Origin of the sequence: Sphingobacterium sp. G1-14, assembly GCF_002196555.1 — a bacterium.
In the GTDB taxonomy this organism is placed as follows: Bacteria; Bacteroidota; Bacteroidia; order Sphingobacteriales; family Sphingobacteriaceae; genus Sphingobacterium; species Sphingobacterium siyangense.
Genome location: NZ_CP021381.1, coordinates 3,247,524 through 3,271,201 on the forward strand (window position 1 = coordinate 3,247,524; position 23,678 = coordinate 3,271,201).

A 23,678-nucleotide genomic window follows, 5' to 3' on the forward strand; every position below is an offset into this window, starting at 1 on the left:
TGTCTCCAATCAACCAGCGTCCTTGATACAATGGTTGAATGAAAAAATAATGCTCGAGGGATAGTGTGTTAGCCGTTACGCGGACGAATTAACTACTGATGATTATCGAAATTATTTTTTCGTATATTTAACATATAGTTTATATCCAGTTCATATAAGTTCTGTTACTTTATAATGCGATAATTAATGTAGTCAACGGAGTTAATGTATCTATTATGAAAACGATAAACTATTTTTTCCAGCGGATTATATTTAGAATCTTTTTAGGTCGATTCAGTTCATTCTATTCACCATTAAGATTCCACAAAACTTAATTGTTTTTAAAAACGGCATTGAGGTCCGATAATTTTATTTTTGTAAATGCTATTAACCAAAGATGCCTTTGGCAAAGATTTTATTTGGGGAGTTTCTACAGCTGCCTACCAGATTGAAGGAGCACATGATTTGCATGGAAAAGGCCCTTCTATCTGGGATATATTCGTCAAAAAAAGAAACCGTATATTTCAAAATCAACATGGTAATGAGGCCTGTGATTTTTACAATCGCTATGTTCAGGACCTGCATTTGATGCAGGGAATGCATATTCCTAATTACAGATTCTCTTTATCATGGAGTCGTATATTTCCTGCTGGCATTGGTGCGGTAAATCAATCTGGATTGGATTTTTATGATCGTTTGATCGATTTATCCCTTGAGTTAGGGATAACGCCTTGGCCTACCTTATATCATTGGGATCTTCCACATGCATTGGAAAAGAAAGGTGGCTGGGTAAACCGTGATGTGAAAGATTGGTTTGGAGAATTTGTTTCCAAATGTGTGCAAACCTACGGGGACCGCGTCAAGCATTGGATGGTTCTCAACGAACCTACAGTATTTACTGCTGCAGGTTATTTCTTTGGTGTACATGCACCAGAGAGAAAAGGTTTGGGCAATTTTTTGGCTGCGGCCCATCATGCTGCATTAGCACAAGCTCAAGGCGGCCGAATTATTAAGTCTTTACAGCCTAATAGCGAAGTAGGAACGACTTTTTCTTGCTCCCATGTTGAACCATTTACGTCGAAAGACAGAGACATTATTGCGGCGAAGAAAGCAGATGTATTGCTCAACCGCCTATTTATAGAACCACTACTAGGAATGGGCTATCCAACCCAAGAGATTAAAATACTGGGTAGAATTGAAAAGTATATGCACGCGAATGATGAGCGAGATCTGAAATTTGATATGGACTTTATTGGCGTGCAAAATTATACACGGGAAATTATACGATACGCCATGTTCGTTCCTTATCTTCAAGCGAAGATAGTGTCGGCGAAAGATCGCAAAGTTGAAATGACCGAAATGAACTGGGAAGTTTACCCAGCCTCCATTTATTATATGCTCAAGAAATTTAGCGCCTACCCTAATATCCCCACTTTAATTGTTACCGAAAATGGTGCTGCATTTCCTGATAAAATTGAAAATGGTTTAGTGCATGACCCCAAAAGATTGAGCTATTTACAGCACGCTTTACAGGAGGTTTACCGTGCAAAACAAGAAGGAATAAATGTCAAAGGGTATTTTGTATGGACATTCATGGACAACTTCGAATGGGCTGAAGGATACCGTCCAAGATTTGGACTAGTTTATGTTGATTTCAACAATCAACAGCGCATCGTCAAATCCTCTGGACGTTGGTACGGAGACTTTTTAAAATAAATGGAGGCTTCTCCATCCTTATGAACGATATATCAAATTTGTAATTTTCAATAAAATTAGACCAAGAAACAATGCAGCAACAATACTAAGTATTGTGACCAATGTATTCCTTCCGTTATCTGCAAAAAAATAGATGGATAGTCCAGCCAATATACATGGAATACCGATAACAATAAGCTTGACCCAATATATTCGGTCTTCTTCCTTACGGATAATTTTTGTTTCAACTGCGGCTAAAACATCCGGTCTATTCTTTCTAAAATATTCGAGAATAATTTCGATTTCGTCTGAACGCAATTCACGAGGACGTACTATCTGCTGCTGCAAGGCAATAAGTAAAGTATTTCCATCTCGCTGAGCTGAAATAACGGCCGACATTGGAAAGCGCTTTTTATACCCCATAGGGTTCATTGCATAGCCTTTGTAGTCACTGTTATCTGGACTTAAACATACAAAATACTCCGAACTCATTGCGAAGATCACATCGGTATGCTCCTGTTTGGTTTCTTTCCATATAACGATAGCAGGCTTAATGGCTGCAAGCAATAGACATTGAAAAATAAATATACCAAAAGACAAGCTGAATATCCACGACAAAGAAAATGAAAGGATTAAAAAAGCAATGACAAACCAGAGGACATTTGACCAAAAATCAATTTTCCGCTCGATTAAATAGAAAGCAATGACGCAGATTATTGGCGCAATGCTGGCTTTCCAATCCCAAAATATACTTACAATTCCGAGTATTGGAAACAGCGCATAATTCAACAGTTGAAAATATGCTGACTTCCGCTGAAAATTAGTTCTTTTAATTTCAATGATATTTTCCGATGTGTTCTTTTTTTCCAATGGGTCCTCTAATGAAATAACAAAATCTCTTTTGCTAAGATAGCGCTGATTGCATAAATATAAATATCTTTACTAAAATAAAACGTGTAAAAATAGAAGTCACCACGATGAATACCTTTCAATTTAAATCACATAATGTTAAAAAAGGTTTGATCTTTGGATTTGGTTACCTAATTGTTGTTTTTATCCTATGCTGTTTAATTTTTGGCGGCATAAATGGATTAGCTGATGCTGTAAACAATTTTGGTTCGGCAAAAGGTCTTGGGATATTGGTTGCTGTCGTCGTAATTGGTCCCCTAGTTATACTATTGCAATTCATCAATCCCAAGATAGAAATACAAGTTGATAAAAATAACTTATCTATTAAACAACCGAGAAAGGAGAACAAAATTATTCCGTTAGAAGTAATTCATTCCATGGAAATAAATCGTTCCTTGGTCAACCAACTTCAACTATTCGACCAGAATGGAAAACTACTTACCACTATTCACCCTCAAAACGATATGAATGTTATTTTCTCCATTGCAAATATAATCGCGCAACATGGTGGATTTACACAGAAAAAAGGGACCAAAAAGATCTTTGGTAATCCCGTTGAAACGATCTCCTATTTTAGGCAATAACACTGTAGCGCATTCGTTTCGATGAAACCAAAAATACACTATCTACTTCGCGTTGCTTTAACCATCTTCATGGGTTTGTTGTCACGGAAAATATCCGCCATTCCTACCATTACCGGCGATGTACTTTATGCGGTTATGATTTATTGGTTGTCACGTTTTTTATTTACGAGGAAATCGTTATTATTTTCTTTTACGGCGACACTTATATTTTGTTTTGCCATCGAATTTTTACAGCTTGTACAACATCCTTTACTTATATGGATAAGAAACAATCCGCTTTTGCGGCTCGTGTTTGGACAGGGCTTTTTATGGTCGGATCTTGTGGCTTACTGCCTGGGAGCCGTCGGAGCTGCATGCATTGATTATCTTAATTATCAAATGTTAAAGACAGACCCTACGTTACGAACTAAATAGACCTACTTCGTGGTTTTGGCCCCCAAATCGATGCCCATCTTTTCATAAGCAAGATCATTGGGCTGCCAAAGCTCTATTTTGTTTCCTTCAATATCCATGATATGAGCAAATTTGCCGTAGTCAAAGGATTCGATCGTATCAAGTACCGTAACCCCCTCCTTCTTCAATTCTTCTATTAAAAGCTCAATATTGGCTACCCGATAATTGATCATAAAATCTTTTTCCGAAGGGCCAAAATAGGAAGTGCTCTCTTTAAAAGGGCTCCATTGCGTAAATCCCTTTTTCGTACTGTCAGCTCCCTGATACCACTCAAATACAGCGCCGTAAGAATTTGTAGCCAGTCCCAAATGATCGGCATACCAAGCGCTTACTTTTTTAGGATCTTTACATTTGAAAAAAATTCCACCTATACCGGTTACTCTTTTCAACTCGGTGGATCGATATGAATGGCTCAAGTTATTAAAAGCATACCCCATTCCAAATGCCAGCAAAATACTTGCAACAAATACGACTCTTTTCATAATTTAATAAGGACAAATCAGTTATTCTGCCTTCTCTCCCGAATTTAATCATTAGTTTTGACAAAACATTTACGGCGCTTCAGAAAACATTCTTATCCTACAACACCAGTACTTAAAACGCATAGCTTTTGTCCTAATTTTTTCTAGATTAAGGTTGTTAAAAAATGAGATTGTATGTATACATTTGACCTACACAAGACTCGAGCAGCCTACCCTAGGAAAAGAGTTTAATAAAGCATCCGCATTAAATAGATAAATTTATGTACAACTTTAAAAATGACTATTCAGAAGGGGCACATCCCCGCATTTTAGATAAGCTTATTGAAACGAATCTGATACAGCAATTAGGCTATGGGGAGGATGACTATTCCAAAGAAGCCAGATCGATTTTGAAGAAAAAGATAGCGAATCAGCAAGCCGTTATCCACTTTTTATCTGGGGGCACACAAACAAATCTTCTTGTCATATCTTTTCTTTTACGTATCCATGAAGCAGTGATCAGTGCAAAAACAGGGCATATATCTGCAAATGAAACTGGTGCTATAGAAGCAACTGGACATAAAGTCATTACCGTTGAAACGTCTGATGGGAAATTGACACCTAACGATATTACTACGGTACTCAGGGAACATGCTTTGGCGCCACATGTGGTAAAACCAAGAATAGTTTATATTTCTAATTCCACTGAAATCGGCACAATATATTCTTCGGCAGAATTGGAAGCGCTATATGTGTGCTGTCAGCAGCAACAACTGTTACTTTATTTGGATGGCGCACGCCTGGGCCATGCTTTGACCGCGGAAAACAACGATTTAACCTTTGCAGCTATTGCTAAGTATACTGACGTTTTCTACATTGGCGGAACAAAAAACGGAGCTCTGCTGGGTGAGGCAGTTGTGTTTAACCGTCCCGAATTAGCCGTAGATTTTGACTATGCGATCAAGCAGAAAGGCGCCTTGCTTGCCAAAGGCAGAGTGCTTTCAATTCAATTTCTAACGCTATTTCAGGATGATTTGTATTTAGAGCTGGCATTGAGAGCTAATTCGCTTGCGATGCGTATGGCGAAGGCTATCAAAGACAAAGGATATTCCTTTCTAACGGAATCAACCACCAATCAGATTTTTCCCATTTTACCTAAATCGCTCATCGAAGCACTGCTTATAAATTATCAATTTTATATATGGAAGGATATCGATTCAGATTATGCAGCGGTTCGTTTGATCACGTCCTGGGCTACGGAAGAGAAACAGGTTACTAACTTTATAAATGATATATTGAATTCCTAGGGATTGTTCCGCCCTAGCCAATAAATCTTATATACACGAAAGCGCCCAATAGGTAATATTTTACGTATTGGGCGCATCTTATAAAATTAAAAAACTAGTCTTTAGGTTCAAGGGCTTTCCATACCCCTGCTGCTACAGCTGCCCCTACTAATGGAGCTACAATAAAGAGCCAAAGCTGCGATAAAGCCTGACCGCCGGCCAGAATCGCTGGCCCAAATGAACGAGCAGGATTAACCGACGTACCTGTTACGGGAATAGCAACCAAATGGATCTAAAGAAGCGTAAAGCCGATTGCAAGCCCAGCCATTGTGCTGTTTCCTACCTTCGAAGTTGTTGCCAGTATCACAAACAGAAAAATGAAGGTTAACACTGCTTCAATCAAAAAGGCGGAAGCAGTACCATACTCGTTTTGATATCCTTTACCCCAACCGTTTTATCCATACGCCCACTCTCCTGCGGTAAATCCGGCCAATTGCCCGCTTAAAATCTGCTGAAGGACAAATGCCCCCAAAAGTGCACCAATAAACTGAGCAACAATGTAGACAACCGCATCCTTGGCAGACATTCTACCTGCCAATAACACACCAACAGTCACCGCAGGATTGATATGACAGCCTGAAATTCCACCGATCGCGTACGCAAATACCACCACCGAAAGTCCGAAGGCGACAGCAATACCCAAAAGACCAAGACCAGAAAGCCCAGCTGTGGTATTGGCTCCTGCAATAGCGGCCGCACCGCAACCAAAAAGTACCAAACCAAATGTTCCAATTAGTTCGGCGATAAATTTTGAAGATGTTTTAATTTCCATATGAATCTGTTTATAAATTAGTTAACTCTAATTTAATCATTTTCCGTATAAAATTATACTGCTAAATAAATTATTGTAGAACAATATCCACACCGCTTTAAAACCAACGTTAATAAGCTTTTCTATATTAATTTAACCAGATTTCATCACAGGCTATAAGAGGCTTTCGGTTAGGATGATACCGCCATTCGGGTAGTTTTGCCAAAGGTGCAGCATAAACTCGGATCACTTTAACACTGTCATTTAATAATACTTGATAAGGTATCTTGTCCAAGGTGTAATCCTCCTCAACGGATTCAAGCTTACTGAGAAATACATCTTGGAAATCTTTTCCATTCTTAGATACCGAAATTCGAATTTCTTTTGGTGGAAATATCCAATGTCGGGCATCCTTTAGAAAATTAAGCGCTATGGTATCTATTCGCCTTTCCTTTTCAAAATCAAAAGTAATATCCATCGGCTCCCCGTTCCATAGCAACCAATTATAGCTATAATCCATATAGCCCGGCACACTATCTGTAAGTGTTTTTAGCCCATTGGCAGGGAAAGAAGGATCAAATGGATATCTCAACTTAATATTTGCTTCAGAGGCCTTATTTGCTCTAACGCCGGCTTTGAATATTTCAGACCACTCCTTCGCATAACGATCGGGTGATGCACCACCTTCGGCAAGCTCTATAACGCCCAATTTTTTTGCATCTTCAACAAATTGTGTTACTTTACGACTTACCTTTGTTCTCACAACCCAACGCTCCCCCTCTTGTTCAAATATGCCATGTTGATGCGGTCCATAGAATCTTGCTTGTTGCAAATAGGTATAATCCAACCCAAGTCCAATACGCCTGACACGGGATTCCAATAAAGGATTACCTTCACTGGCTATTTCCGCTTTTTCCAATAATGTACTATACTTATCCATGGCCTCTGGACTTAAAAAGTCATGTCTATTATCGATCGGGTTTCCGTAAATAGATAAAGCTGATGAAGGCCCAGGCAAGTGATTTCTTCTTTCAGCAAGGTATGCTTTAATAAAGGGTGCAGCCTTGCCATAATAGCCCTCGATAAACTCGTTGGTTAGCTGTTCTTCTGAAAGCGTCGTATCCCAGGCGAGGTTAGCCAATATATAGGCATTTAGCTCGGCCATATCACTATAAGTCGCTCCTCCACCTTGCAAAAAGACCCCTTCGACACCTTGCGTTTTCAAATATTGTAGACTTTCCTGCATGGTTCCTTGGATCGGAAATGGCGCAAGATAATTGGTGAACTGTGTCAGATAATCCCATACAAATACATGCTTGGCTTTAGCTTTCCAAGCTCCTAATTGTCTACGAAAAGTTGCTGCTGATGGTTCGCTTCCAATGTCATTTTTTCTAAAAGCATCGATATTACTTAATATAACAGAAACATTATCGGCAACCCTGAGGTGTGTTGGGGCGTTTGCTGATTCTAAATACGCCAGTGTTGTAATTTTTTTTTCGGGAAATTGTGCGGCCACTCTATTCACAAAGTGAATCAGTGAGCCTTGCGCTCCACCTTCCCGCTTATCTATTCCCTGACAACGATCGCAAGTACAGCTTCCGATATCGTCATTGGCCGCGATAGACCAATAAGTAGCTGTGGGATTTTCGCTTATCCTACGCTTGAAATAAGCTACTGTAAGATTAAAAACGTCCTCGTTAGATAGACAAAGTTGAATAGGTTGACGTTTTCCATCATAAAGGGAGTAATACTCCGGATGTTCTTTAAAATAAACTGATGGCGGCAATATTTTACTGAAAGTGTGCCCCCAATCTCCCCAGCGTTCTTCCAAATTATGTAAACCATACCAATCCATATACTCCTGATCTAATTCAACCGGGAAATAAACCTCTCTAAACTCAAAATTTGGTTTGGAATAAATCTTCAGATCTGAATCCACTGCCAGGAATGTCAATTTTGGAACATATGTATTTTCTTTACCTACATACCACTTTCGTCCACCAATAATATCCCTGACATAACGATATGCCGCAAATAGTACACCTTTACCACTTCCCTTGATATAAATATTCTTTCCTACAGCTTGTATGGAGTAACTGTCTTCGGGAAACGTATTAGTTATTGAGCTTTTTTCCAAAATAATGGCATGTGTGACTTCGCCTTTAGCTTGTATTGCAAAATCTACACCTGTACTTTCTTTTGTAAAAGTGTTTATCACTGCAGCCGCTTTTTGTAAAACAGGATCATTTGCATCCGCTTGAATAACATAACCCGTTCTCCCTTGATCAACCAATGTAATTCTTTCTTTACCCTGAACTATCGTTACCATTAACAATAGACATAACATAAACTTCCACATCATATTAAAAATATTTCCTTAATGATAGATTTAGGTCATACTGATTCATAAATCTATTTTCAGCAACTTTGTAACAGCTCCAACCGCCCATGAGTGTAAAACCCCAGTTGTCTATACGATGTTACCAGCCAGCGTTAATTGATCGTGATCCCCCCCTAAATAGACCAGCCCTCACCTTCGAAAAAGGATCGAATGAAATGGATTATATGTTCAATTTTACTAAGCATGACCTATTCTTAATCGTACTCGAGATATAAGTTCTGACGGAGAGATAGGCTTTTTAATATAATCATTGGCTCCGACTTCAAAGCCTTCCACAATACTATTATCATCACGGTAACCAGAAATAATAATAACAGGTACCTGATTATTCGTATCGCTTTTCCGAATGCGATTGATTATTTCGTAACCATTAGCAAAAGGTAATGCCAGATCTGTTATGACCAAATCAATGGTTTCGTCAGAAACCAACGAGAGCGCTTCCTTGCCAGATTTAGCAAGTAATAGGTCATAGCCCTCCCTTACAAGAACAAATTGCATTGTGCTTAATAGAATCTCATTATCTTCGATAACAAGAATTCTCTTTTTTTCGTTCCCCATAGCGGTAAAATTTTAGTTTTTCACGGTGACACAAAGTTTCAAAAAAAAAAGAGAATTCGTTGTAGATTAACCACTACAACTCCGTTTAAATAATTTAAACAAAGATTTTAGTTATTAGTTTTAATTAAAATGACCGTATGTTGACAGGAGGCGGACGCTATTATATTATTAAACAACTAAACTAGTATGCAAATTTTCAACTTCTCGGATTAACGTTTGCATAATATCTGTTGTCGAAAGTTCACTGTAAGAATGGATCGATTGTCCGGCCCAAATATTTACAAAATCGACATTTTTATTGGCCTTGGCTACTTTTCGTAATTCCCCGGTGAGTTTATTTTGATAGGGATATGGTAAGATATAGTGCGACTTGTCCAAAGCTTCAATAAATGTATTCTTTATACCTCTGGCATAGCGCCCTGAAAAACTCCTTGTCAAGACAATATCTGATTCCTTAACATGAGAAAGACGCGCTTTCTCAAAGTCCAGCAGTGCGCTTTCTTTAGATTTGAGCAATAAACTGCCAATCTGAAAACCATTGGCACCTAATAGCTTTGCAGAATGGATCGTGCTTGCATTATATAATCCACCGGCATAAATAAGCGGCACGTTTACATGCTCTTTCACTTGTGGTAGCAGAGAAAATCCGCCAATCTCAGGAACAGGTGCCTCCTGAAAACTTCCGCGATGTCCCCCAGCTTCTAATCCCTGTACACAGATCACATCAATACCAGCTTCTTCCAAAGCAATTGCTTCTGCCACTGAAGTGCATGTACCAATAATCATCACATCATTGTCTTTCAATCGTTTTATACTTTGTGCATCCAGATTTCCAAAAGTAAAACTCACAACTTTACACTGATGGCTTATGATCGCGTCAATTTGTTCCCTGTAATCTGTAATATGGATGCTATCGAGCTCCGGTAAAGCTACTTCTAAACCATATTTCAGGGCTAACTGTTCCACAAAAACCTTTGTTTCATTATACGCTGTCCTCAAATTCACTGAAACTTCAGGAACATGATTTACAAAAATATTGACTGCAAAAGGCTTCTTTACATATGCAGCGGTTGAACGAATAAGCTCACTACAGCGTTCTGCTGGTAAATCACCTAACGATAACGACCCGAGCGCTCCGGCACGCGATGCTGCAATGACCATTTCTGGTGTGGTAACACCAAACATGGGTGCCTGGATAATCGGATAATCAATACCTATTAATTGTGTAATTTGATTTGACCATTTCATATCGGAAGTAATTAATATGCTTAAGATTCAACTAAAATAGCTTTCATGTGATTGTTCTAATTTAAGCTATTTTAAAACAAATTATACTATAATACTAGAAAATCATCCTGCATTTCGGTTCCAAATAAGCGATTTATACCGTATATTTATACTATACTATTACGTAACAAACAATTTTATGAAAATCGCTTTCTTTTCGACAAAACCATACGACAAATTATTCTTTGAGCAAGAAAACAGCACCTATGGCTTTCAGTTTAATTTTTATGAAACGCATTTAGGTCCACACATTGCCAATGCTATTGAAGATGAGAAGGTAGTCTGCGCATTTGTCAATGATAAACTCAACCGGCAAGTTATTGAAGTACTTGCTCAAAAAGGTGTTGATCTGATCGCCTTACGTTGCGCTGGCTTTAATAACGTTGATCTGGAAGCTGCTAGGGAATTTGGGATAAAAGTTTGTCGGGTGCCCGCCTATTCCCCTGAAGCGGTCGCTGAACACACCATGGCCATGTTATTGACATTGAATCGTAAAACACATAAAGCCTATAATCGCGTACGGGAGCAAAATTTTGCATTGAATGGACTTTTGGGATTTAATCTCCATCAGAAAAAAATTGGCGTTATTGGTACTGGAAAAATTGGAAAGGCTTTTATCAAAATCGCATTGGGATTTGGGGCAAATGTAATTGCCTATGATTTATACCCAGACCAGCAGCTTACAGCACAAGGTGTCAATTACAGATCGTTGGATGAAGTCTTCAAAGAATCAGATATTATTTCTCTTCATTGCCCGCTTACTCCCGAGAACCACTATCTCATTAATAAGGAGTCATTGGACAAGATGAAAGATGGGGTGACGATTATTAATACAAGCAGAGGCAATCTAATCAATACCAATGATGCTATTAAAGCGCTTAAAGAACGAAAAATTGGCTTATTAGGTATTGACGTTTATGAACAAGAGGAAAAGTTGTTTTTTAAAGACTTATCGACAACAATTATTGAAGATGAAACAATACAATTATTGATGAGTTATCCGAATGTTTTGGTTACGGCGCATCAAGCTTTTTTCACAACAGAAGCATTAACAGAAATTTCTCAAAGAACGCTTCGAAGCATCTCCGACCTATCAACCAAAGGGATCACTGACGCAGAAGTCTTGCTATAGCAAGACTTAATATCAAATTTATTTCGGATAAAACAATGAAAAACCATGTTTTGAAAGGATTCCTCTTGGCAATCGGGGCGGCTATTCTTTGGGGTGTATCGGGTACTTTTGGCCAATTTCTTTTTCAAAAAAGGGCAGTTAACGTAGAATGGCTTATTACGGTAAGAATGCTTGTGACAGGCATTGTATTATTGCTTTTGGCGGGAATGCACAAGAAAAATGAGATTTGGCAGATTTGGCGTCATCGTAAAGATAGTTTAGCACTTCTTCTATTCAGTATTTTTGGTGTATTAGCCGTCCAATATACTTATTTTGCCGCCATAAATTATTCCAACGCTGCTACCGCAACTGTGCTACAATATACAGGTCCGGTCCTGATCGCAATCTATATGGCGTTGAACAAGAGAAAATTCCCTTCGAAAGTTGCCTGCCTGGCCATACTTTTAGCTATACTGGGCACATTTCTTTTAGTCACACATGGGAATTTTGGTTCCCTGTCGATTTCTCCTCTCGCATTATTTTTTGGTTTGATGTCAGCTGTTACGCTTGCTTTTTATACACTACAACCAATCCACTTGTTAAACAAGTATAATGCGGCAATAGTTATCGGTTGGGGAATGCTATTGGGAGGTCTCGTTTTTTGCTTTGTCAAACCTCCTTGGGAAATTGATGGAATCTGGGATATATATACCTATAGCTACACTGCTTTTATTGTTGTCTTCGGCACACTAATCCCTTTTTATGCTTATCTAACAGCAGTTAAGCTTATTGGTGGACAAAAGACAAGTCTTCTAGCTTCTGCCGAACCCTTATCGGCGGCCCTATTAGCTGTCTGGTGGTTAAATACACCATTTAGAGAAACAGACTGGATCGGCACTTTTTGTATTATCGGTACAATAGTCTTATTGGGCATCACCAAAAATGAGGAGCGAAAAAGGATAAGCTAAATGCCTATCCCCTTTCGCGCTTGTAATCTGACCACCACTCATCAAGTCTTTCAATGACGGGTAGTAAAGTTTTACCTAATTCGCTGAGTTTATATTCCACGCGTGGTGGAGATTCAGCGTAAATCTGTCTACATAAAATACCATCGCGTTCGAGCTCACGGAGCTGAACAGTCAATGTCGTTTGTGCCAGATCTTCCATTTCCCGTCGTAGCTCACCAAATCTTTTGGGGCATTGTTTAGCAACAGCCTTAATGAGCGAAACTTTCCATTTTCCACCTATTATCTTAAAAATTCCATTGACATCACAGCAGGCGCCAAAATTTTCACTTTTTTTTTCATTCATATTCACCTCATACTGACCATTAGTTCATAAAAACATACCAAGTACATAATTTATAACTACTTGATTGTAGAAAATATCCAAGCTATTTTTAACCATAAAATTATTAAAAACTTTCTATATGCGCTTTCAAATTAAAGATTTACTTCATATTTTCCTCCTTTCAACTGGTATATTTCTATTTGTCATAGATCTCTTTATTATTAATGTTTCCCTTCCCACAATTCAACATGGACTACATCTACGAGACAGTGATACGCAATGGATTATAATACTTTATATTATTGGGTATGCAAGTCTTCTAATCAATGCTGGGAATGCCGGAAATCATTATGGAAAGAAGAAATTATATTTAATTGGGATGGCTTGTTTTACTGTAGCCTCCCTTTTATGTGGCTTAGCCAATAATCTTTACATTTTATTGGCCGGAAGATTGATCCAGGGGATTAGCTCTGGACTTATGGTTCCACAGGGCATCGCATTGATCACGTTACTTTTTGAAAATCCGGAGAAGCGATCGATGGCTTTGGGTATCTATGGAAGCATAGCAGGTATTGCCTCAGTAATAGGTCAATTATTAGGCGGAATTCTTCCGGATCAGACTTGGATACATGAAAGTTGGCGTCTTATTTTTTTGATCAATGTTCCCATTGGGGTACTTGCCTGCTTTGCTGTCTATCGCTATACATTCAATGATCAAGTTACTGGAAAATCTAAGATCTCTTTTATCCCTATGATAACGTTGTTTATCCTTTTAATGGGAATAATTTTTCCTTTAATCATGGGACCTGAGTTGAAATGGCCATTCTGGTCATTACTGCTATTGGGAGCAGCAATTGTTCTCGTCCTGTTGTTTCTAAAAAAACAACATAAATTAGAACAAACGGGCTGTTCTAGTCTACTCAATTTCTCCTTATTTAATAATCGGGTTTTCAATTTAGGCCTTCTAGCGGCTTTAGCCTATTATATGGTCCAAGATGCTTATTTTATTATTAACTCCAATTACCTTCAAAATCAAAAGAATTATACGGCAACAATGACAGGAATTGCGTTTGTTTTTCAGGGTATTGGTTACGTATTGGCAAGTGTTATTGTCAGCAAGTTAATACAGCGCCACGGAAAGATCATTGTCCTATATGGATTAGGAATAATGATTTTGGGTTTGCTGTCTCATCTTTTCGTTTTCAATACGATGATCATAGATAGCAACCAAATACACGCGCTCTTCTTTTTTTATGGTATTGGCTGCGGTAGTGTACTGCCGGCATTAATGACACTTGCATTAAAAGACCTTAACGAAAAACTAATCTCCGTAGGATCCGCCATCTATCTTGCTGTACAACAGTTATCTATATGCTTGGGAATCGCTTTTATTGTCGGTATATTCCTCCATCGGAAAGAGACTAAATTTCTTATTTTGCAGAACATCTCATCTGCCTATGGCTACTCGATCGTACTATCGGTCATATTACTCTTATTTGTCGTATGTACAATAGCTTATTTACCCTCAAAAAAAGTAAAATAGCAGGTAATTCGTTCATGATTTCGCTGGGTCTATCATACTTTCTCTCAGGATTAATGTAGCTAATTTGCTGCTTCATACTTGTCTACTAAAGCGTAGTCGTAAGGAATACGGATGCTCAGCGGGCTGGCTTCCCATAAGTCTGAACCGCTGGGCAAATAGAAATCATAGGCATTACGCAGGAAATTCTCCCCATTGGGAGCTTCTTGCCAGTTTTTCTTCTCCCTATTGTAAAGTAATATCATACAACTCACGCAGGTGCCCTTATCTTTCATGGTCGAATTTTCATAACACTTCCCTATTTTTACAGTTAATTTTTGCTGAATAATAACATCAGTCAACCGCCCATTTGTAAGGTGAATTAGAGCGATCTGTGCATCTTCATCTGTTGGTGAATGTTTTGCTGCTTTCAATTGATCGAACTGAGCCCGATATATTCGCGCTATTTCAGCCTGCCTCACATCCAATGGTAAGAGATTTGTATCTACGGGATGGAGGTCTTCAACATCACCCGCCCGGGTAACACCAGCACTTAATACAATATTTTGTTTGGATGTATCAGTATCAGCGGCAGCTGAGCCTTCATTTTTATCGAATAGCTGCGTAAGTTCTGAAATATGATGCCCTATTTGATTAAAACCCACAACGTAATTTAAGATAACGAAAGCCAACAGGGCAAGGACTGAAAAGATAAAAAGTGCCTTCCAAATACTAGTTCGCCCACGCTCATTTGTTTCTACTTCCAAAAAAGAAGATCCTTTGTGATCTGCTTCTTGAGAATCGCCGCGATGTTCAACCATATCATAATCAGCCAAAAACAGGTCTTTACCATCAAAAAGATCAATATGGTCTTCTTTAAACATCTCTACAATATCCCGAGCAGTTTTATACTTTACATTTGCCTGGATGGCAATCAGGTCAATAGCAGCATTTACATCACCCTGTTTAATGAATTCGCGAATAGTTTCTTTATCAATTTCGATCGTATTGACGAGAATATTTTTGGTCATATCTTTTAATTTTCTATGAATTAGAATGCTTTGCTACCTACGCAAAGTAAAAGCATTCTACTTCAAAAATGAGATTAATAAATGAGAGATCAATGAAAATTTCTTCCCCCATGAAAAATATCCGCAGCATGATCTCCGTCTGTGGTCAGATCTTTTAACAAACCTGACATATCAAAGCATCGTTGCGCTATTACATGAATAACTTCACCTTCAACTTGGATTTTACCCGCAACCATAAGGAGTTTTGCCCGAAGGATTTCTTTACGATATTTTTCAAATACATTACTCCAAACGACAATATTTGAAAAACCAGTATCATCTTCAATAGTGATAAATAAAACACCTTTGGAGGTTCCTGGTCGTTGTCTAACAGTAATCAACCCGCATACTTTCACAGGCATATCATTTTGTATCAAGCCCAATTTTGCTGTGGGCACTACATGGAGAAGATCGAGCTTTCCGCGCAAGAAACTTACTGGATGTGCTTTAATGGATAGCGAGGTCCTTGCGTAATCAGCCACAACATGCTGGCTTTTTGTTAGCAATGGTAATTCAATTTGCCCCTCCATGATACTTTCAGATGCTTGGCCTTCAAATAATGCAATCGGCCGATCACCCAATGCTGTAATTTCCCAAAGCGCTTGCCGACGATCAATACCTAATGATGTAAAGGCATCTGCATCAGCCAATTTCTCCAACGCAATAAGAGATAGTCCAACATCCATCATACCAGTAATGGATGAATAGGCAGACTGCCGACCTTGAGTCAACACAACGGCCTCTTCCCTTGAAAATCCTTTGATCTGACGTAAACCCAATCGAAGAGCATGTGGTTTTCCAATTTCTCCCTCTAAAGTATTGTCCCATGAAGAATGATTGATATCAATAGGACGTACTTTTACGCCATGTTTCTGTACATCAATAACAATTTGAGCAGGTTGATAAAAGCCCATGGGCTGACTATTGAGTAAGGATGCCGCAAAAATATCGGGGTAGTAATACTTAAGCCATGAGGACACATACACCAGTAAGGCAAAAGACGCTGCGTGACTCTCTGGAAAACCGTAACTCCCAAAACCTTCCAATTGCTTAAAAACTCTATTGGCAAATTCTTCCGTATAGTTTTTCTTTACCATACCATCGACCATTTTTTTGTGAAAAGCAGATACCTGTCCTTTTGCTTTGAATGTAGCCATGCTACGCCGCAATTCGTCGGCTTCCGCAGGAGTAAATCCGGCAGCGACTATGGCAATTTCCATGGCCTGCTCCTGAAAGAGAGGAACCCCCAAGGTTTTTTCAAGAATGGTTTGGATCTCAGTGCTGGGATAATCAACATCCTCTTCTTTATTCCGACGGCGCAAATAGGGATGCACCATATCGCCTTGTATCGGTCCAGGCCGAACGATAGCTACTTCAATGACCAGATCATAAAACTCTCGTGGTTTTAATCGCGGCAACATCGACATCTGGGCCCGGCTTTCGATCTGGAATACACCTAGAGTATCTGCATGGCAGATCATATCGTAAACCTTTGGATCGTCTTCTGCCCCAATATCAGCCAGGGTAAGCTCTTTTCCATAATGCTTTTTAGCGAGATCAAAAGCTTTGCGAATACAGGTCAACATCCCCAAAGCAAGTACATCAACTTTTAGAAAGCCGAGTGCTTCAAGATCATCTTTATTCCACTCGAGATTTGTCCGATTATCCATGCGGGCATTTATTAAAGGACAAAGCTCATGCAAATTACCTTGCGTAATAACAAATCCGCCTGTATGCTGCCCTAATTGACGTGGAAAGCCAATATACTGATGTGTCAATTCGAGAACTTTTCGCAAATGTTGGTCTTCAGGATTAAAGCCCTGTTCAACCAAACGTTCCAAATTGATATAATCGTCCCAATGGCTACTCACAACCCCTGCTAAACGCCCTACAGCATCCATGGAAAGTCCCATGGCCTTGCCAACATCACGTATAGCCCCTTTGGAGCGTACCTGTGTGACAGTTGCTACGATAGCAGCACGATTGCGGCCATATTTCTCATAAATATACTGGATGACTTCCTCACGGCGCTCATGTTCAAAGTCGACGTCTATATCTGGTGGTTCATCGCGTGCATCGGACATAAATCGCGCAAACAAAAGCCTGTATTTTGACGGGTCAACAGAAGTAATACCTAAGCAGTAACATACGGTTGAATTTGCTGCAGATCCACGCCCTTGGCATAAAATTCCCTTTTCCTTCGCAAATCGAACATAATCATACACCGTCAAAAAATAAGAAGCATAATTTTTGCGTTCGATAAAATCAAGTTCCATTTGAATCGTTTCGCGAATTGCATCCGGGATATCTCCGTTAAATCGTTTACTGGCACCTTCCCAAGTTAAATAACTTAATTCTTCCTGTGTGGTCCGACCATGAGATGATAATTCATCTGGATAGATGTATTTCAAATCATCTAAGGAAAAACGACAAGCATTGGCAATTTTTACACTCTGTTCTACAGCTTCAGGGTACAGTCTAAACAAGCGTTCAACTTCAGTTATTGATTTTAGATAGCGCTCTGCATTGGGATATAAATTAAATCCAGCCGTATGTATCGTGCATTTTTCACGAATACAGGTTAAAATATCCTGCAATTCACGCCTTTCGGGCACATGATAATATACATCACCAAGTACAACAAGAGGAATGGCCAGGTGTTCACCCAACTGATTAATTCTGAACAATAATTTAGCATCATCACCACGATAGAGTTTTTTTATTCCTAAATTAAGACAACCCTGGAGACGCTGTTGACATTCCTGTACAAACGCTATAAATGACTGCTCCAGCTCAAAACCGACCACTAATTTTTCAGGTGGACAAATAATGAATACAATCCCCTCAGCATGTTGAAACACATCATTTTTGTACAATTCGCATTTTCCTTTTTCCGTCCTTAGATTTCCCACAGTTAACAATGTTGAAAGCCGCCCGTAAGCCTCTTTATCTGTCGGGTATGCCAATAAACTTGGTCCATCCTGTAAATCTAGACGACAAGCAGGAATCAGTCGTATACCGGCTTTTTTTGCAGCCATATGTGCACGGACTATTCCAGCAAGGCTATTGCGGTCAGTTACTGCAACAGAATTATACCCCAATCGCGCCGCTTGCTCGATCAGCTCTTCCGGATGAGAGGCACCTTCGAGAAAACTAAAATTACTTGTTATCTGTAATTCACAATATACCATACACTAACTTTATGCAAAAAAACCATGTATAAACCATTGATCTGCCTGTCCGTCATAATGCCCGGCGCGATATAGCCAAAAGCGCCGACCTTGCAGATCTTCCACGGCATAGTAATCCCGATGTTCACCAGGATCAATCCACCATTCGCGTTCAATACGTTCGGGGCCATCTGCTTTCCTTATAGTATAGGTATCTCCCTTATAACGGAACAGTATGGGTGGATAGTCGGGTATGGGTGCTGTGACTATAATACGTTCAGGGATCTTCAATAGTCGTGTTGGACGTGGCCTTGCAGTTTGCCAGTCAACAGCTGCAACCTCATCCATTTTAGCCGCTATTTTCATGGATCGTTCCGGCCAGTAGTGCGCAGATGGCACATAGCGTGAAATCTCACAATTGGCGTCCCTACTTTTCAAGCGATCTAAAAGTTCGGTAACCGTCGGGTTTTTGAGACCAATTCTATTGTTCCAAAGATTTTCCTGAACTGGATCTGCCGTCTCAACTTTGGATACGCCCAAGGTAAATAATTCAATTCCCAATGCCGGTTCAATTTGCGGAATCTTTAGGACAAATAATTGAAGGATATGTTTAACCTGAGCAGTAGCACGATTAGTCTCAATAGTAATGGTCTCTATTTTTCCATCCACGCGATGACAATTCAATTCGGCTGCACGTAATCCTTTACCCTCCCCCGACAAACGCTTACACAACTTGTTTAATAAATCTTCCAAAGCCAGTTCAATACCATTTGCTGTACAGATAGGCTCCAAACAAGGTAAACGCTCTTCATACGGTAAGATGGGTTTTATAGAAATAACAAATTCATCTTCCAACCCCATGGCCTGGTCCAGTCGGAGCAGTAAACTATCGCCAAACCTTCTACGCAACACTGAACGTGGCATTTTTGAAAAACTTCCGATTGACCGTAATCCAAGTGATTGTAAGCGCTTCAATTGAACATCTTCCAGTCGTAATGCAGCAGGACTTAATGGAAGAAGCGTTTCCGACTGCGCCTGTTCATTTATAATGATATCTTCGTGTCCAAAATGTGCTACCGCCCATGCGGCCCCAATGGTATCAGCAATCCCCATACGTACCTCATAACCATGTTGTCTAAATTTCGAGACAATACTTGTTAAGTAGGCCGCCTCCCCGCCCCAAAGATGAGTACAACCACTAATATCCAGAATGATACCGTCGGGCGTATCTAATGCCACTTGTGGTGTGTACCTGATGCACCACTCTGCTATCGAATGGAGTAACTTTTCAGCCAATCCAGCTTGCTCATTGATTATTTTAAGTGATGGAATAAATGCCCGTGCATCCGCTATGGCCATACCTGAATGCACCCCCACTTGCTCCGCTAATAAGTTACTCCCACTGACGATTAATCTTCCTTGAGCGGCGATGGACAATACAAAGGGAATATTTTGCAAATGTGGTTTGCAAACAGTGAGCCAATCTGTTTTCAGATGAGGAAACCAAAGTGAGGCAAATCTTTTTTTCATGATTAGCCAAGATTTTGGTAGTTATAATTCCAGTCTTTTACCTGTATCTCCTTTTTAGAAAATGTTTTAAACCCCTGTGGAGACCAGGTTATTTGCTCTTTGGCTGGACTACCATTCCTTACCTTAAGGAGCTCTACATCCCAACAGGGGTAGCCAATACCAGGTAATCCATCATCCGATTGACTAGGTAAAGAAGTGACTTTCCAACGTGCCGCACAACTTGTCGCCAATAAGATCTTTGGGTTATGTTGAAGTATAAACCCTGTAACTCGGCTTTTTTCTACGGCAAGTTGAAGGCGCCTTGACTGAACAAAATCCAGCTGATGTATTTCGGCCAATACAGCTGTTATGCCATGACATTTCAATGCTTCTTCCATCGCCCATAACACATCCTTCTCCCGTTGCATAGAAACAAAAACAATCGATGCTGGATCGACCCCAAATGATCTGATTGCCGCTGGAAATACCGTTTGAATAGAGCCTATCCAAATACAAATCCCATCAGCTTGCATAAGTTTTCCAAGAAGACCACCAATAAACCCACAGGATGCAGCACTATCCATGCGGTTAAAGCTCACAAACTCGTGTATTACCCCTTTAGGAAAAACTCCATTCGGAAAAGCTTTCTCCAATGGCCCCAACCCCATCGTGCTTTCATCATTTGACCTTTGAGGTACCCCTTGCCAGGCAAGCAAGTCCTTTTTAAGTTTGCTGATCAAAGCCTGTTTATCTTCTAACATCATAGCCCCTCTTATTTAATATTACATACAAATATAATACTAATTATTTTAGCAATAAAAGAGAATGCTATATTTTTTAGTACAAACAGCAAAACTTCGAATCGTAGAGCCTTTGTTACTTCAAGCCTTATATATCATTCAAGAATTGCTGGATAACATCTTTTTTTCTTGTCGCAACAGGAATCATTTTACCATCGGACATTTCTATCTGGCCATCCTTGAAATATTTTTTTATATAGTTTGCATTGATTAAATAAGATTGATGACAACGAATAAATTCGGATTCAGGAAGCATAGTTTCAAAATGTTTGAGGACTTTCGAAACCATCATCGGTTTATTGTCTTTAATATAAAATGTGGTATAACCCTTATCTCCATGGCAATAAAGAATATCATCGATATTCACAATCTGAGTGTATTCAAATGTACGTAGTGCTATTTTCTTTGGTCTAACTGGTGACTTCAGATAGTTTTCGGCCATACTTAATTGCATACTATTGAATCTAAACTCTGTATTTTTCTTATAGCATTTTTCAATAGCCTCTATAAATTGTTCCGGAACCAAAGGCTTTAATAAATAGGCAATAGCGCCTATATTAAGGGCTTCTATAGCATATTGGTTAAATGCGGTTATAAAGATTGTATTTATGTCCAATTTCAGCTCTGAGAGGAAGGATAAGCTTGATCCATCTTTCAATTGAATATCAGCTAAAATAAGATCTGGATTAGATACAAGTAACTCACGTTCTGCCTGGGCGATTGATGGACTATAACCAACGATCTGGACATAAGGAATAGCATCCAATAAAGACTTAATGTACAAATAGATATTATACTCATCTTCAAGAATATAAACTTTCATAATTTCACGTATTTAATTAAAATATAAAACGAGTGGGATATAGAGTTCTACGCGATATCCACTTTTATCTTCTCTATAATTGGGCTTTATTTCAATCCTTGCTTTTTGCTGAGGATCATTAAACAAAAGCTCAAGGCGCTCTTTCGTGATAACTTGTGAAAGAGAGGTCTTGTGTGCATTATTTTTCTGATAAGATTGCATTCCCCAGCCATTGTCACTGATAACAATATGCAATTGATCTGCTTCCTGATTAAAAAGAATTTGCAATTGTCCACGATAATTCAAATTTTTGAAAGCATGTTCAATAGCGTTTTCAACAAAAGGCTGAATCAACATAGGGGGAATCATGACATCATCAACATCCAAGTTACCGCTCTCAATTTCAAAATCAAATACATCTTGATAGCGCATCTGCTGTAAAAGTATATAATTCTTTAATGATTTAATTTCTTGATCCAAAGAAATATACTCTTCCCTATTTAATTCGAGTATGTCACGAATTTGACGGGACAATAAGATGAGGTACTGATTTGCCTTTGCTTTTTGCTCACTACTGATCAAACCTTGCAAATTAGCTATAGCATTATAAATAAAATGGGGATTAAGCTGGTTTTGTCGGGTCTTCTGCTCTAAAATTAATTGTCTATTTTCGGCAATAATACGCTGATTAATATTTTTCAATAGCTTTTGTTTATTCCGGTAATAAATGAAGAATGCAATGCTAAAGATCAGCGCAAATAAAATAACAAAAATCCAGCGCTGTTGGACCATAATCTTATGGTTGAATGCATTTGTTGTTTTTAAAAGCTTAATAGCCTGATCCTTTTTTTCAGTTTCATACCGTGTATTGATCTCATTTATACGTTCATTTTCAATACTCTTTGTACTATTTTTATAGTCCTGATAGGCCGAATCCAAGGTAAAATAAGCCCGTTCATAATCTCCTTTTAATGCGTGCGCTACTTGTAGATTCTGATAATAGAATAATTTATTTTGCTTGCCTTTATGTGTTTTGATAAACTGCAATCCAGCATTAAAATAATAGATCGCCGAGTCAACTTGATGATTATTCAAAAAATTTTTTGCCAAATTCGCATACGCATAGGCATTGAGCACCTTGCTTGAAGATAAATAATTAAAATATTTTTGGGATGCCTCTACCGCTTTTCGACTATTCCCTATGCTAAAGAAATATTGTGCCTGTAAATTATACATGCGCATAATAATAGCAGAATCAGCCGTTTTATTTGCGTAATATTTGCAGCTGTCCAGTGTTGCTTTTAACTTCTCAAAATCATGCAATTCAATATACTGCATAAATTTGATCTCCTGATACGCTTGCGCAACATGGGCGTCGGATCTGTTGGGATGATAATGATACCATGACTCGTTATCTTTGAGCACCTGGTTATAGTCAGCTCGACGATAATTTGCATTGGCCAATAGATTGAAAAAAAGAAAGCTAAACCTACTCTTATTTTCTAAAGCATATTCTTTAGCATCGATAATCTGTTCCATGATGCCAATAGTGGTCACATCATTAAAACTAAAATTAGCCCTTATTTTAAAGTAATCTTTCAGAACAAGCAAATCCGGAGACAGTTTTCTCCCATCAAGGTTTTTCAGCGCGATTTCTATTGAATCTATTTTATCGTCCAACAAATAGTTGTACGCCAAAAAAATCCAATTATAACCAGAATTATTAAAATACTTATCCTGAGCAAACTCCGCTATCTTCTTTGCTATAATAGATTGATCCCTAAAATCTTGTAAAGCGAGAAATTTTAATAGCGTATCCTGATAGGTTAAATCAAGCGAGTTATCTTCGATATGCGTATTATTTTTAGACGCCTGTTGGCCACTTTGATGACAAGAGAGTAATTGTGCCATGAGCACAAGAGATAAAAAACAAAAAGTAAATCTTGTTAAATTTCGTATCATCAGAATATAACTATCTGTTTA

General features: G+C 38.8%; 21 protein-coding genes. 7 read left to right on the plus strand and 14 right to left on the minus strand.

What is annotated here, in order from left to right; genetic code table 11:
• Positions 1-360 precede the first annotated feature (360 nt).
• Entirely contained in the window at positions 361-1,695 is a 1,335-nt protein-coding gene (locus CBM24_RS13705) for a GH1 family beta-glucosidase (RefSeq protein WP_088161650.1), read from the plus strand.
• Positions 1,696-1,713: 18 nt separating this feature from the next.
• On the opposite strand, the gene CBM24_RS13710 is transcribed toward CBM24_RS13705, so the two are convergent.
• Positions 1,714-2,544 (minus strand): hypothetical protein, encoded by an 831-nt coding sequence (locus CBM24_RS13710; protein WP_088161651.1) that lies wholly within the window; start codon positions 2,542-2,544, stop codon positions 1,714-1,716.
• 107 nt (positions 2,545-2,651) lie between these two features.
• Here CBM24_RS13710 and CBM24_RS13715 point away from each other — a divergent pair, with 107 nt between their 5' ends.
• Positions 2,652-3,167, plus strand: coding sequence for a hypothetical protein (locus CBM24_RS13715; protein ID WP_088161652.1), 516 nt, complete (start codon positions 2,652-2,654; stop codon positions 3,165-3,167).
• Between the two features lie 21 nt (positions 3,168-3,188).
• Complete coding sequence (locus CBM24_RS13720) at positions 3,189-3,581, plus strand: DUF2809 domain-containing protein (RefSeq protein ID WP_088161653.1); 393 nt, start codon at positions 3,189-3,191, stop codon at positions 3,579-3,581.
• Between the two features lie 2 nt (positions 3,582-3,583).
• Here CBM24_RS13720 and CBM24_RS13725 read toward each other — a convergent pair whose 3' ends face one another.
• A complete protein-coding gene (locus tag CBM24_RS13725; protein ID WP_198385907.1) occupies positions 3,584-4,102 on the minus strand; it encodes a VOC family protein in 519 nt (172 codons plus the stop codon).
• A gap of 260 nt (positions 4,103-4,362) precedes the next feature.
• On the opposite strand from CBM24_RS13725, the gene CBM24_RS13730 reads away from it, so the two are divergent.
• Positions 4,363-5,388 carry a threonine aldolase family protein gene (locus CBM24_RS13730; protein ID WP_088161654.1) on the plus strand — a complete coding sequence of 342 codons (1,026 nt, stop codon included), beginning with the start codon at positions 4,363-4,365 and terminating at the stop codon, positions 5,386-5,388.
• Between the two features lie 94 nt (positions 5,389-5,482).
• Here CBM24_RS13730 and CBM24_RS27990 read toward each other — a convergent pair whose 3' ends face one another.
• The 5 genes from CBM24_RS27990 to CBM24_RS13750 form a co-directional block, all read right to left on the minus strand.
• Entirely contained in the window at positions 5,483-5,653 is a 171-nt protein-coding gene (locus CBM24_RS27990) for an aquaporin (RefSeq protein WP_317042000.1), read from the minus strand.
• Between the two features lie 168 nt (positions 5,654-5,821).
• Positions 5,822-6,199: an aquaporin gene (locus CBM24_RS27995; RefSeq protein ID WP_317042001.1), complete on the minus strand. Its 378-nt coding sequence runs from the start codon at positions 6,197-6,199 to the stop codon at positions 5,822-5,824.
• A gap of 127 nt (positions 6,200-6,326) precedes the next feature.
• Positions 6,327-8,507 carry a DUF4838 domain-containing protein gene (locus CBM24_RS13740; RefSeq protein ID WP_157698459.1) on the minus strand — a complete coding sequence of 727 codons (2,181 nt, stop codon included), beginning with the start codon at positions 8,505-8,507 and terminating at the stop codon, positions 6,327-6,329.
• A gap of 249 nt (positions 8,508-8,756) precedes the next feature.
• Positions 8,757-9,137, minus strand: a complete 381-nt coding sequence (locus CBM24_RS13745) for a PleD family two-component system response regulator (protein ID WP_075992723.1) — start codon at positions 9,135-9,137, stop codon at positions 8,757-8,759.
• A gap of 168 nt (positions 9,138-9,305) precedes the next feature.
• The gene (locus CBM24_RS13750; protein WP_088161656.1) at positions 9,306-10,385 is read right to left on the minus strand and encodes an NAD(P)H-dependent flavin oxidoreductase; all 1,080 of its coding nucleotides are present in this window, start codon (positions 10,383-10,385) and stop codon (positions 9,306-9,308) included.
• A 178-nt stretch (positions 10,386-10,563) separates the two neighbouring features.
• Here CBM24_RS13750 and CBM24_RS13755 point away from each other — a divergent pair, with 178 nt between their 5' ends.
• Both CBM24_RS13755 and CBM24_RS13760 read left to right on the plus strand, forming a co-directional pair.
• On the plus strand, positions 10,564-11,556 hold the full coding sequence (locus tag CBM24_RS13755) for a 2-hydroxyacid dehydrogenase (protein ID WP_088161657.1): 993 nt from the start codon (positions 10,564-10,566) through the stop codon (positions 11,554-11,556).
• 35 nt (positions 11,557-11,591) lie between these two features.
• Positions 11,592-12,503 (plus strand): EamA family transporter, encoded by a 912-nt coding sequence (locus CBM24_RS13760; protein WP_088161658.1) that lies wholly within the window; start codon positions 11,592-11,594, stop codon positions 12,501-12,503.
• A gap of 4 nt (positions 12,504-12,507) precedes the next feature.
• Here CBM24_RS13760 and CBM24_RS13765 read toward each other — a convergent pair whose 3' ends face one another.
• Positions 12,508-12,846: a winged helix-turn-helix transcriptional regulator gene (locus tag CBM24_RS13765; protein WP_088161659.1), complete on the minus strand. Its 339-nt coding sequence runs from the start codon at positions 12,844-12,846 to the stop codon at positions 12,508-12,510.
• A gap of 118 nt (positions 12,847-12,964) precedes the next feature.
• Here CBM24_RS13765 and CBM24_RS13770 point away from each other — a divergent pair, with 118 nt between their 5' ends.
• Entirely contained in the window at positions 12,965-14,368 is a 1,404-nt protein-coding gene (locus CBM24_RS13770; RefSeq protein ID WP_088161660.1) for an MFS transporter, read from the plus strand.
• 59 nt (positions 14,369-14,427) lie between these two features.
• Here CBM24_RS13770 and CBM24_RS13775 read toward each other — a convergent pair whose 3' ends face one another.
• The 6 genes from CBM24_RS13775 to CBM24_RS13800 all read right to left on the minus strand — a co-directional run bounded on the left by CBM24_RS13775 (position 14,428) and on the right by CBM24_RS13800 (position 23,606).
• Positions 14,428-15,375, minus strand: coding sequence for a hypothetical protein (locus CBM24_RS13775; protein WP_088161661.1), 948 nt, complete (start codon positions 15,373-15,375; stop codon positions 14,428-14,430).
• Between the two features lie 89 nt (positions 15,376-15,464).
• Complete coding sequence (locus CBM24_RS13780) at positions 15,465-18,605, minus strand: error-prone DNA polymerase (protein WP_088161662.1); 3,141 nt, start codon at positions 18,603-18,605, stop codon at positions 15,465-15,467.
• Positions 18,606-18,614: 9 nt separating this feature from the next.
• Positions 18,615-20,114, minus strand: a complete 1,500-nt coding sequence (locus CBM24_RS13785) for a Y-family DNA polymerase (RefSeq protein ID WP_088161663.1) — start codon at positions 20,112-20,114, stop codon at positions 18,615-18,617.
• A gap of 2 nt (positions 20,115-20,116) precedes the next feature.
• Positions 20,117-20,857, minus strand: a complete 741-nt coding sequence (locus CBM24_RS13790; protein WP_147420905.1) for an ImuA family protein — start codon at positions 20,855-20,857, stop codon at positions 20,117-20,119.
• A gap of 124 nt (positions 20,858-20,981) precedes the next feature.
• A complete protein-coding gene (locus CBM24_RS13795; RefSeq protein WP_088161665.1) occupies positions 20,982-21,716 on the minus strand; it encodes a LytR/AlgR family response regulator transcription factor in 735 nt (244 codons plus the stop codon).
• A 12-nt stretch (positions 21,717-21,728) separates the two neighbouring features.
• On the minus strand, positions 21,729-23,606 hold the full coding sequence (locus tag CBM24_RS13800) for a sensor histidine kinase (RefSeq protein WP_157698460.1): 1,878 nt from the start codon (positions 23,604-23,606) through the stop codon (positions 21,729-21,731).
• Between the last annotated feature and the right edge of the window lie 72 nt (positions 23,607-23,678).